The organism is Paenibacillus polymyxa, from assembly GCF_018614975.1.
Taxonomy (GTDB): Bacteria; Bacillota; Bacilli; order Paenibacillales; family Paenibacillaceae; genus Paenibacillus; species Paenibacillus polymyxa_E.
On sequence record NZ_JAGGNR010000033.1, the window covers coordinates 16416 to 28570 of the forward strand.

Genomic DNA, 12155 nt, shown 5'->3' on the forward strand with positions numbered 1-12155 from the left:
AGCCCCTAAGGTGAGATGGATGCTGAACAGTAGAACCACGGCTGAGAACATTGGCATCGTGGAGTGAGGAGTGGGGTCTATTGTCTCGTAATTGGTATTACCGGTTACTGTTCTCGTATTTCCCAATTTTTTTTCTTACGGTGACCATACTCATTTTCATCGCATTTGTTTTCATCAATGATATCTCTAAGGAGGAAACGAAAAAGGCAGACCGGATCTCCTCCAGTTATATGATAGACACGGTGGATCGTACAATCAGGGATATTGAACTATCCATCCTTGAAACGGTACAGAGTGAGCAGGCCTACAGACTCTATTTTAATAACACAAACCTGACCAGCTCGGACACAGTGTATGCAATTGCACAGAGTTTACGGGAGCTAACCAATTCGTCCTCATGGATTCAATCCATCTATTTATATGACAAGCGGAATAAACATGTTGTGACTGTAAGTGGATCCAGAGAAGCGGAAAGTTTTTCGGATAAGGTATGGATTGATCAGATGGTTACCGGATCTATCGGTTCAGGCTGGCAGCCGGTCCGGGAATTGGATGCGGACTCTGTTCAACGTACCCCTATTCGCGTATTAACCGTGAACAAGGACATGCCTTTGCCTTTTGGCTCTCAGGGCACATTAGTCATTAATATCAAGATGAGCAGCATTGAACAGAGTGTAGATAGTATGGTTAATGGCCAGCTCTCATTCCTGACAATTACGGATCGGGTCGGTAAGGTTGTGTATAATGCACACTCGGACCAAGAGAGCTCGATAGACGGTCAGGAACTGAATAGGCTACCGCTAGAAAGACTGGGCTGGACAATATCCAGTGGAATTAAGGCCGGTAACTTATTTGGCTGGGTATCTGTCGTGTCTTATGTATGGGTAATCATTGCTATTGTGACTGTCATCTGTGCGATTGTATATATCGTGTATATTACTCGCCGTAACTATAAACCCATTCAGATCATTATGAACCGGATTGAGTCTCATCAGATTCGGGCGTTTGAACACTCAGGTGCTCGCACGGATGAGATGAAGATGATTGACGGTGTGCTTGAGAATCTGATTAATCATATGATGGATTATGACAAGAAAAGCAGGGAAAATGTACTCATTAAGCGCAGCAAGTTGTTCAATGCCCTGTTGCATGGGGAACACATGGAAAATGCAGCAGAGCAATTAAAAGAGCTCTCTCCACTGAATGAAGTGCATGACTCATCTCGTTTTGTCGTTGTTGTTGGAGAGATTAACCGTTATGAGAAGGGATTTCAGGAGAGATACACGAGAGGTGAACAAAATACGCTGAAGTTTGCCTTGATGAACGTTTTGCAAGAGCTGTCACGTAATACGGGAGTTCAATGCTGGACGGAATGGATTAGTGTGGATCGAATTGCAATCCTTTTTGTGTTCAAAGAACAGAATGATAGCAACTTGGATATGTCCGGGCAGATTCGTGTTGTAGCTGAGGAATGCAAATCTTGGGTAGAACAAAATCTACGCATTTCCTTAAGCTTTGGCATTGGACCCATTGCTCAGGGAATCGGTACAATACGAGATTCCTATGCGGCCGCAGAAGCGGTAATGCAACGCAAACTGTTGATGAATGGAGATGTCGGCCAAGCCGACTGTGGCGAACCACAGCATCCTTTGCTGGATACCTATACCTATCTGCAGATGATTGCGGACTTTGTTAAGCGATTCCGGATGTCGAGTGGACAGTGGCGGGAACAGTTGGAGGAGATCTTTACAGCATTTGAAAAGAATAAGCTGCCCGATGATGAGATTCGTTCTCTGATTCAGGCCATGTTACAGATGCTTAGCCGAGAGGTGGCCATGATGTCGGAAGGACTCCAGGAAGAGCTGTCCGAAGAAAACATCAACAGATGGTTGAGTGCTGTGGAAGAGGCAGAGACGCTTACGGATGTGAAAAGTCTTTTGTTCGATGGTCTGACGGACTTGTTCAGAACGTATGTGGCGGTTACAGAAACCAAGAGTTACAAAGCCATGGTCAACGAAATGAAAAATTATATCGAAGAACAGTTTGCGAATCCGGATCTTTCATTGAAACATCTGAGCGACCGATTCCAGATCACGGGCAAACATGCGAGTTATTTGTTCAAGACAGAATTCAACATGAAGTTTGTTGATTTTGTTACAGAGCTTCGCATGAAGGAGACGGAGCAGCTTCTGATCAATACTGATTACTCTTTACAGGATATAGCCCTGAAGGTAGGGTATGCGAATGGAATTACGTTGGGACGTGTATTTAAGCGGGTAACGGGCATTACACCAGGAGATTATCGTCGTTTGAAACGTGAACATCGAGAACCCGAAGAGTAACGCAAAAGTAATCCTATTCTGAGATCTGGACATCAGGATAACACAGGGTGAATTTCATGCAGTCACTTTCCACTGAGGAGAGCAGGCTTGCAGAGGTTCGCCCTGTTTTCGTTGAACAGTTCTCTGCTGCCTCAGATCGGATGCAACTGTTTTCGCAGGATAGCAAGCTAATATTCCTGTTTTTTTCCCGTTTACGAATATAGGCAGTGTGTGAAAATGGTTTATCCGAATGGGGACAGGCAGCTTCGAGTCGCGAGGTGTTTAGAGCCATCCCAGCCTAGGGCAGTGCAGCTTTCGGAAAATAATCAGTCTGCGAAAATGGGCTTAGCATATAAACCATAATCCGTTTGTAAGCGCTTCCGAAAGTGGTTTATTGCTAGAGTTCGGGAAGATGTGGAATACTCGGAGCAAGCCTTAAACATTCACGCAAAGAAAAAGGGGATGACTAAATGACAAGAAGAGCAACCACAGGGAGAACGAAGAAATGGGTAGGTCTGGCACTTACGATGGTAATGGGAGTTTCGTTGCTGGCAGGATGCTCATCAGCATCAAAAGAATCAGCTGAAGGCGGAACATCAGGCAATGGCGAGCGCGTTACCTTAAAGGTAGAGATTTTTGACCGTGGTAACAGTCCTTCACCGTACACAATTACGAACAACTATCTATCTAAAATGATTCAGGAGAAGTTCGGTGATCCCAACAATATTGATGTACAGTTTGTACCTGTTCAGCGTTCTGAGGAAGTTACCAAGCTGAACGTCCTGATGGCTAGCAATACGGACGTCCCTGATATTGTCTTTGTTTATGACTCAAGCGTGTTTTATCGGTATGCCCAGCAGGGTGGATTGACTGATGTTGGAGAGTTGATTGACCAGCATGGTCCGAACCTGAAGAAGTTCCTGGGTGAAGATACTTTGAAGTTCGGGCAAGTGGAAGGACAACAGTTTGCTGTTCCAGGTAAACGTGCGATCACAGGCCGATACAGCTCTTACATTCGTCAGGATTGGCTCGATAAGCTGGGATTGCCAGCGCCGAAGACCACGGATGAATTATATACAACTTTGAAAGCGTTCAAGGATAAAGATCCTGGTGGTCTCGGAAGCAAAAACATCCCAATGGGTATGGCTCTTGCACCAGCTCAATTCGAAACGCTCATCTACTCATTCATTAAGCCAGTTAGTGGCGACCTGACCTATGGTCAACGGTATGAATTGCCGCTGCATGAAGGATTCAAAGAATCGATGCAGTTCCTGAACAAACTGTACAACGAAGGTTTGATCAGCAAAGACTTCAGTTTGGATGAAGACAAAACGCAGTTAGGGAAAGACATTCAAAACGGTAACGTAGGTTACTGGTCTGAAGATGTGGATGCCATGTTCTACGGAGATGGTACACTGGATAATCTGCGTAAAAATGTGAGTGGTAGCGAAGTGTTGCCGGTTGATGTATACACCAATCCAAATGCAGACAACAAACACATCAAGTCACGCTACGGAACAAATGGTATGTACATTATGATTCCGAAGAGCAGCAAACGTTCTGTCGAAGCGATCAAATATCTCGACTGGATGGCATCTGACAACAATCTGATTGATATCTACAGTGGTGTGGAAGGCGAGAACTATGATCTGGTAGACGGTATTCCGGTTGTGAAGGAGGATGCATCCCAAGAAGCGCAGGATCGCCTGTTCAATGCAGGGGATACAGCAATTATCTCCAACGGTAAAAACATTGGTGACCAGGCAACGAATGAAAAAGCATGGATTCTGGGCTTCCCGCAAAACAATCAGGAGCTTCTGAAACAATCCATTGATATCGCCAACACTGATACAGTGGGACCGATTATTTTCGACAAACCGATTGAAGCAGAGATGAAGTACAGCACAGCACTCAAAGACAAATTGAACGTCATTATCGTAAAAACAGCGATGGCTAAGCCAGCAGAATTCGATGCGGTATATGAAAAAGAAATGGCTGATTTCATGTCTCTGGGTGGTGCTGAACTGAAAAAAGAACTTGAAGAAGCAGTTCAGGCACTCCCTGCAAATTAAGTAGCTCCACATTTCAAGATCCAAGACAGATACCCATACTACGGCTTAACTAGAAAGGAACGTGTGCCGCCGGACTGGCGGCACAGCCGTTTCCTTGTTGATAGGAGGAAACCGACTTGACCACCACATACTTGAAGAGGTATTGGCAATTATACGCTCTGATATCACTGCCCATTATCTACTTTTTAATCTTTCGTTATGGACCGATGTACGGTGTGCAGATCGCCTTTAAGGACTTTAACCTGTTTCAGGGAATCAGCGGCAGTGAGTGGATCGGTTTTGATGCTTTTCGCGAAGTATTTGGAATGCGGGACTTCTACACCACATTGCGCAACACCTTTATGCTGAATTTTCTTGATCTGGTCGTTTCATTTCCAGCTCCTATTATTTTGGCGATCATGCTCTATGAAGTTCGATTCAAATGGTTCAAAAAAATCTCACAAACGATATTGTATATTCCTCACTTTATCTCATGGGTAATCATCGGGGGAATTGTGTACCAATTGTTTGGTAATCAATCCGGTATGGTTAACGGTGTACTGGAAAGCATGGGCTTAAATTCAATACCATTTTTGACAGAAAAAAATCCATGGCTTGTGACATACCTGTTCACAGGTGTCTGGCAAAGTGCAGGATGGGGAACCATTCTATATCTGGCTGCATTAACCGGCGTCAACAAGGAATTGTTCGAAGCAGCTGAAATTGATGGAGCATCGCGGCTGAAGAGAATCTGGCATATTACATTGCCAAGCATTAAACCAACCATTGTGACCCTGCTTATTCTTAATCTTGGACATATGGTCAGCATCGGTTTTGATCGGCCTTATATCATTGGTAATACGGCCGTGCGTGAATATTCCGATGTACTCAGTACCTTTGTATACAGAGTTGGTCTTGAATCAGGACAATACACGCTGGCAACCGTCGTCGGATTGTTCCAGGCAGTAGTCGGACTTGTCTTCGTATTAGGCTCCAACTATATTTCGAAGAAAACAACCGGTGAGGGTATTTTGTAGGTTGTGATGAACGGAAGAGACGCCAATTGGCTTGTTTGTATAGACCATCAGTAAAGGAGCTGTGCGCATATGAGTGAACGCACCTCAAACCGGATTTTTGATATCGTTAATATCTCCTTTATCACCTTGTTTGTTATATTCTGTCTGGCTCCATTTCTGCACACGATTGCGATATCATTCAGCTCTAACCGTGCGATTACGTCAGGTGAAGTAACCATATTCCCTAAAGAATTCAATTGGGATGCGTATATTCAGGTGTTCTCTGATCAGTCGATGATCTACTCACTGGGATACACCACAGTTCTGACAATTGCTACTACTGTCCTGTGCATGATGTTCACACTGGCAGCTGCATACCCGTTAACCAAGAAAAAATTGAAAGGGCGCAAGCTCTTCATGTATGTCATCATCATTACGATGTTCTTCAGTGGTGGGATCATTCCGGAGTACTTGCTCATTCGTGACCTGAACTTGCTTAATTCAGTGTGGGCACTGATTCTGCCTGGACTGGTCAGTCCGTTTAACCTGATTATCCTGATCTCATTCTTCAGAGGCATTCCTGAAAGTCTGGAAGAATCAGCAGAAATTGATGGCAGCTCACATATACACACGTTATTTAAAATCATACTGCCATTATCCATGCCAGTACTTGCTACATTAGCTCTTTTCTATGCGGTTGGACGCTGGAATGGGTTCCAGGATTCCCTGATGTATATTAATGATCCGAAGCTGTATCCGCTCCAACTAAAGTTATTCCAAATGGTACAGAACAATATGGTCAGCGAGCTTACCCAGATGGAGGGTGCTAACCGTACGCCATTGACTCCCGAGAGTCTCAAGGCCGCGACCGTTATTTTCGCAACCGTTCCGATTCTACTCGTTTATCCGTGGCTGCAAAAGTATTTTGTCAGCGGTGCGATGCTTGGCGCGGTAAAAGGTTGAGTTAAGTTTGGTGAAAGAGATTAGCCAGAGGGAGGAGAAGGAAAACAGATGCAGCACATAGATAAGGGGATATATTCGTTCTCCACATGCTGGAATATCCGAAAACATGATGTCGGGGAAGATATGATTCGGGAAATTACAGATCTCGGCTTTCGTCGGGTGGAGCTTAATTATAATGTGACGAAGGAGATGCTCACGACGATTGAGCCCATGATTGAGCGTGGAGAGATCGGAATTTCTAGTGTCCACAATACCTTTCCACATGATCCTGATCCCGATTATGGGACGGATTCCATCCTGCTCGGCTTCGAAGATGAAGTGAAACGTAAGCGGGCGATCGAATTGCTGGTAGAGTCGGCTGAATATGCCCAGCGTTATGGGGGAGAAGCTGTTGTTGTGCACCCCGGAGAGGTACCTTTTCCTGAGGATATCAGCAAAGACCTTGGAAAGATCTATAACGAGGAAGGTCCGGATTCACCGAAGTATCGGAGCAAATGGGCTGAATTGATGGAGCGACGGGAAGCCCTCAGTTCAGGGTACGTGGAGAAAATTATCGCCAGTCTGGATGAAGTATGCAATCGGGCGGCAGCTAAAGGTCTGGATGTTCGTTTTGGAATAGAGACGAGATCCAGACCACAACAGATTCCTACCCTTGCCGAAGCCAAGACCATCATCACCGCCCTCAAAGGGGCTCCGGTTGGTATCTGGTACGATACCGGTCATGCCATCATGATGGACCGAATGGGCCTTTATGACAGTGTGGGAGAAATGCAAGGCCTGATGGATGATATCGTAGGGGTCCATATCCATGAGACACTTGGTCTCTCTGATCACTGGTGCCCGTATGTTCACAGTAAGGATATGAACTTCTATGATGCTTATCTGCCGATGATTCGCCGCGCACAGGTGAAGGTATATGAGTTGAAGTCTGCCTGTAAGGCAGAAGAGATCCATGAGAGTCATGACTTGCTTATGAGGAAGCTTGGAGTGACAGAGTAGGTGCGGTGATGCGGGAAACAGTTTGTATGTTCACAACATGTGTTTAACGACTGTTTCCTCAGTGACGGAGACCCAGACATATGTAGTAGAACAAGCACGGATTTTCTAGCGACTTTTGTAGAAATATGATATATACTGACGAGAAAAATGAACTCACCTACGGGCGGTATGAGTAGGCTTCCGGTCTGAATTGAAGGCACTGAAGCAACATACTCCGCACATCGGGAGAATGCATTGGTATGGAGGGGACTGCACATGTACAAACAACTGGTGGACAGTAATGACAGAGCGGTAGAAAGAGGCATATCCCGGCAGATGCTTGACCCGGAAAGCCGTTACTATGGAGGGACAATCGATCCCTTCACAGGTGTTTCCTGGGTCAACCATACGACTGGAACGCCCACGGATATGTGTTACTGGGGAGCTGCGCTTTCCAATCCGGACTCCATCTATTACCGGGATGAGTCGTTGTTAAATCGACTGTTGTTAGCTACGGAATTTGTACTCCGCTTCCAGCATGAAGACGGTTCAATATCGCCTGGCTGGACCAATTACCATTCCCCTCCGGATACTGCATTTGTCGTTGTAGGGTATTCACAGTTGTATCAGCTTCTTCAGCAGCAAGAATGGGAGCCGCTTCAACCTGTGTTAAACAATATGAGGCTGTTTCTGGAACGGACAATCCCAACCATGCTTACAGGAGGTTGTCATACGCCCAATCATCGCTGGGTGCTATGCGCGGCGCTTGGTTTCCTGCATGAAATATTTGATCTGGAGGAAGCTGTGCAGCGCGCAGAGCAGTGGATGAATGAAGGCATGGATATTACACCCGATGGGGAGTGGACAGAACGGAGCAATGGGATATACAGCGCAGTTAGCGACATCATGTTAATTCATGCCGCGCGCCTGCTCAATCGTCCTGAACTGCTGGAACCGGTGAGGCTTAATCTCCGCATGATGGTGTATCTGGTCCATCCAACGGGTGAAATTGTTACGGATTATTCAGGGCGACAGGATCTGGGCAGTGTTCATGATCTGTCACCGTATTACCTACCGTATGCCATTCTGGCGCGGCTGGATGGTGATCCACTCTTAGCCGGAATGGCAGCCTGGGCTGGAGATACATTGACCGATCCGGGAGTATGTTCGGTGAATACGCTCATTCGATTAATGCTTGAGCCGGAACTTCAACAGACCAATGACACACGTGATACATTACCGGAACAGTATGAGGTCATGCTGAATGAACATTTTGTACGCGGAGAATATCTGGAGCAGATGGATTCGGTAGGGCATCACGGACGTATCTCTCACAGTCGGATGCATACGGATTTTGGTGCTCCGGTAGCCCGAATTCGGGATGGTGCTACAAGTGTGACGGTGATGACAGAAGTTCCTTCTTTCTTCGCGCTTCGTCATGGCAAGGTGCGTCTGCTGGCTGTGCAACTGGCTTCATACTTTAATCCAGGGTATGTACCTATGCAGCAAATGACGAGGCTGTCCGAAGGGTATCGACTAACTGGTGAGCAGAAAAAAGGTTACTACGGCCCAATCCCTGCGAACCTGCTGCCAGAATCGGCTGCATCAGATATAAGTCCATGGTATTTGCTACCTCATCAGAGTCGTCAGCTTACTCATGAGCAGACCTTCCGTGTAGGGGCAGAATTACAGCCAACGGAAAACGGATGGAACATGCATCTATCTGGACAGGAGCCGGAGGACATTATGATGCAGCTATCCTTTGTATTCGGAAGCGAAGGTGAACTGACCTGTGAGGATGCGATTGAAACGAGTGAGGGTCACTACTTGTGGAAAGGCGGTACATTACGCTATACCTGCGGAGAAGACTGGCTGGAGATTACCGGGGGCGAGCTCGGGCATCTGGCGGCAACGGTACGTGAGGCAAAACTACCGGACAAGTGCAAGGTTGTGCTGGTCAATTTCATGACGCCGTTTGATAAAACCCTTCAAATTTCACTTTCTCCTTCGATGGGGTTGAAGATCTAAATCTGTTGGATCTTTAAAGCCATAACATTAGAAGACCGAGCCCAAATGCTCGGTCTTCTTTTTTACGAATGACGAATGACTGCAATTAACGTTCTAAAATGATATTCCCACTGTCCGAGCTCAGTCCAGTAATGTATGAACTAGTATCATTTCAGTTGTTCTAACGAGGTTTCAATTGGTTTAGTAAACAGAGGATTATCTTTGGTTTTGCTCCAATAAACCACAAGAACATTTCCTTTCTCATATAGAAAAGGGAATGTTGTAAATTGGGCGCTCTCCATGTGTTTGTTGAATTCTTTTGTCCCGTTGATGCGATCCTTTTCAGAATTGAAAATATAAAAATGTATAAATTCAGGGCTATATGGTTCTTCTTCCACGGGCACTTCAACGGAATAGACCTCAGGTACAACATCATTTAGTTTCAAAGGATACCCGGTTATACCAAAGGACACTAAATCCAGTTCTTGAGACTCGAGCGCTTTCAGTACATCATCTAATGTGAACTGATTTTCAATGTTTTCTATACCTTTTGAACATCCATTCAAAGCAAACAAACAGATTAAGATGAATACGATTGGTTTAATCTTTGAGGTCCTCAATATAACATCTCCTTAAAATAATAATAATGCTACTTTGTAATATGAGGTGACACCGTAGCTGAAGAATAAAAAAATCGCACATGGCTGATTCGTATACAATGCAATTATGAAAACCGTCCATATGGAGAATCTGATCACGAGCTACATTTATCTTACCATAACCGAAAGAAGCCAGTTGAGCGGCCTTAAATACTTCGGACGTTCCGGTGAGCGAAATGAGTATTGCGTTTACAACTATCATGTTAGAGATGGTCGCTTACTGAAAATCAATATTTACGGCAATGGAAAGGTCGAATTACATAAGTAACCTTTGCTTTAAAATATAATATTTGACTATTGATTTTAAAACATAAAAAAGTTAAAATAATTAGTTCTTTCTTAATTGACCAATGGAATATTTAGGAATATAATGGATATAAAATTGGAATAAGGAGGAATGTCTAGTGGGGGGCTTACAAATTCAGAATATTACTAACTTGGACTACCTCGTGCAAATGACGCAGATGGCTTATAAATCAGAGCAGTTCGAGCGAGTCATACATATTGCCGAACACCTCTACTCATGTGCCCACGATACGTATAAACAGGTACAGTTTCTTAAGGCAAAAAACAAGAAAAAGCGGCTCAGTATTAACAGACCGCTTGTATACTATTTTGGTATATCTCACTTGCTCAAAGGTCTTGCCTTACAAAAGCTAGAGCGCTACCATGAGTCCCTAGAGTGCATTGATAAGTACCAAGAACTTGGCTGGTTCATTGGTCTGGATGCTGATGGCCAAGTTGTGGTAGACGATTTTCGAATGTTTGCACATGCAAACAGATATTCTGTTCATATTCTTATGGGTAACAAAGAGGTACTAGATGAATATGTTACTTTCCTACTAGACCATCCCGAAGAGATTATTCCAGAGTGCATAACTATCTTGGAAGCCGCAATAGCGCATGGCTGGCAAATAGACGAGTACCTTGAGAAGGTACTTCCCTATAACGAATCATTTGCCATGCTTGAAGAAGCTGAGAATGTAAGCTTATTTGTGCATTACATGTATTGCCTTGCTTTATACAGAATGCCTTTATGTAAAAGTGATGCAATAGATGCATTAATTAGAGGTATTGCAGTTTCCTGTAAAATAGAGCTTGAAGCCGGTTTTCGGAAATGCTGTGCGCTTTTTGAGTCACTTAGGGATTCCGCCACAGAGAACCAGGTTATCCAGTATAAAAATATATTAAAAGGAGTGATATCCAATGAAAAAAACTATGCTTATATTAGCTGTCATGTGTAGCTTTGCTTTCATCTCCTTTGTAGGTACAAGCACAACATCTACCTTTACTACGAGTAACCACGGTTCAGGCTACTAAAGATCGATTTGTCTAATCTTAGATGTTAATATGATTTGTCTTGCTGTTGGGGTTCTTAATTTAATATACCGCAACGGACTAATCCCCTAACTAAATATGGGGATTTTTTATTTCACTCTATACATCATCAGGAGGGGTTATCATGTTTGAAGAAGAAGATGAAGTTAAGTTTTGCCCTGTGTGCGAAGATGAACAAGAGCTAGATGAAATAGAAGAGGATGTGTTTGCTTGTCCTGTTTGCGGGTACATCAGTGATACCAATTACGACCCTACAAATGACTATGACCCTAACATAGATGACCCTGAAGAGTTAGCTGAGAAGATTGCTAAAGATGCCGAAAAAGCGGCAGACAGATGGTGACGATGAGGAATCATGGTATGGGCGGATAAAAGTAAATAAAAAAACATTGACCATCGGATATAGTGATATGCTCCCCCCATAGTAGACAGTAGAAAAAAACAAAACTTCTACGTCTATTATGAGGGGAGTTTTCTCATGTCTAAAAGAAGTCCCATTTCTTTAGAAATCAAATTACACACCGTACAGCGCTGCCTTGAACTCCAATCCAATCCGAATTCGGAAGCTAAACACATTGGGGTGAGCAAGAATTCAGTCAAAGATTGGGTCAGAAAATATAGAGCACATGGGTCGGATGGGTTAAAGGAATCGAAAACGTGGAAAACATACGCCGAGGAAATAAGGCTGGGTGCGGTCAGAGATGTCTTGTCTGGTCAGCTATCTTTATCTGCTGCAACAGAAAAATATGATATTTCAAGCAAAAGTGTGTTGTCGAAATGGATAACCAAGTATACTCAGGAGATCGAAGGGAAACCGGCTCG

At 44.3% G+C, this 12155-nt stretch carries 9 protein-coding genes and 1 pseudogene; 9 read left to right on the forward strand and 1 reads right to left on the reverse strand.

What is annotated here, in order from left to right:
* The first annotated feature begins 80 nt into the window (after positions 1 to 80).
* The 6 genes from J7E78_RS22445 to J7E78_RS22470 all read left to right on the forward strand — a co-directional run bounded on the left by J7E78_RS22445 (position 81) and on the right by J7E78_RS22470 (position 9357).
* Positions 81 to 2342, forward strand: coding sequence for a helix-turn-helix domain-containing protein (locus J7E78_RS22445; RefSeq protein ID WP_215078263.1), 2262 nt, complete (start codon positions 81 to 83; stop codon positions 2340 to 2342).
* Positions 2343 to 2791: 449 nt separating this feature from the next.
* Complete coding sequence (locus tag J7E78_RS22450) at positions 2792 to 4393, forward strand: extracellular solute-binding protein (RefSeq protein WP_215078264.1); 1602 nt, start codon at positions 2792 to 2794, stop codon at positions 4391 to 4393.
* Between the two features lie 116 nt (positions 4394 to 4509).
* Positions 4510 to 5409: an ABC transporter permease gene (locus J7E78_RS22455; protein ID WP_215078265.1), complete on the forward strand. Its 900-nt coding sequence runs from the start codon at positions 4510 to 4512 to the stop codon at positions 5407 to 5409.
* Between the two features lie 69 nt (positions 5410 to 5478).
* Positions 5479 to 6351: a carbohydrate ABC transporter permease gene (locus J7E78_RS22460; protein ID WP_215078266.1), complete on the forward strand. Its 873-nt coding sequence runs from the start codon at positions 5479 to 5481 to the stop codon at positions 6349 to 6351.
* Between the two features lie 48 nt (positions 6352 to 6399).
* The gene (locus tag J7E78_RS22465; RefSeq protein WP_215078267.1) at positions 6400 to 7350 is read left to right on the forward strand and encodes a sugar phosphate isomerase/epimerase family protein; all 951 of its coding nucleotides are present in this window, start codon (positions 6400 to 6402) and stop codon (positions 7348 to 7350) included.
* Between the two features lie 255 nt (positions 7351 to 7605).
* Positions 7606 to 9357: a hypothetical protein gene (locus J7E78_RS22470; protein ID WP_215078268.1), complete on the forward strand. Its 1752-nt coding sequence runs from the start codon at positions 7606 to 7608 to the stop codon at positions 9355 to 9357.
* Between the two features lie 146 nt (positions 9358 to 9503).
* On the opposite strand, the gene J7E78_RS22475 is transcribed toward J7E78_RS22470, so the two are convergent.
* Positions 9504 to 9956, reverse strand: coding sequence for a hypothetical protein (locus J7E78_RS22475; RefSeq protein ID WP_215078269.1), 453 nt, complete (start codon positions 9954 to 9956; stop codon positions 9504 to 9506).
* A gap of 443 nt (positions 9957 to 10399) precedes the next feature.
* On the opposite strand from J7E78_RS22475, the gene J7E78_RS22480 reads away from it, so the two are divergent.
* The 3 genes and pseudogenes from J7E78_RS22480 to J7E78_RS22490 form a co-directional block, all read left to right on the forward strand.
* Complete coding sequence (locus J7E78_RS22480) at positions 10400 to 11239, forward strand: DNA-binding protein (RefSeq protein ID WP_215078270.1); 840 nt, start codon at positions 10400 to 10402, stop codon at positions 11237 to 11239.
* A gap of 218 nt (positions 11240 to 11457) precedes the next feature.
* Positions 11458 to 11676 carry a hypothetical protein gene (locus J7E78_RS22485; protein WP_215078271.1) on the forward strand — a complete coding sequence of 73 codons (219 nt, stop codon included), beginning with the start codon at positions 11458 to 11460 and terminating at the stop codon, positions 11674 to 11676.
* A gap of 135 nt (positions 11677 to 11811) precedes the next feature.
* Positions 11812 to 12155, forward strand: a pseudogene (locus tag J7E78_RS22490) (helix-turn-helix domain-containing protein); the annotation flags it as partial.

Bases quoted from the DNA above. Each gene is read 5' to 3' on its own strand.
- J7E78_RS22460 (WP_215078266.1), top strand. From the start codon at position 5,479: ATGAGTGAACGCACCTCAAACCGGATTTTTGATATCGTTAATATCTCC.
- J7E78_RS22485 (WP_215078271.1), top strand. From the start codon at position 11,458: ATGTTTGAAGAAGAAGATGAAGTTAAGTTTTGCCCTGTGTGCGAAGAT.
- J7E78_RS22465 (WP_215078267.1), top strand. From the start codon at position 6,400: ATGCAGCACATAGATAAGGGGATATATTCGTTCTCCACATGCTGGAAT.
- J7E78_RS22450 (WP_215078264.1), top strand. From the start codon at position 2,792: ATGACAAGAAGAGCAACCACAGGGAGAACGAAGAAATGGGTAGGTCTG.
- J7E78_RS22470 (WP_215078268.1), top strand. From the start codon at position 7,606: ATGTACAAACAACTGGTGGACAGTAATGACAGAGCGGTAGAAAGAGGC.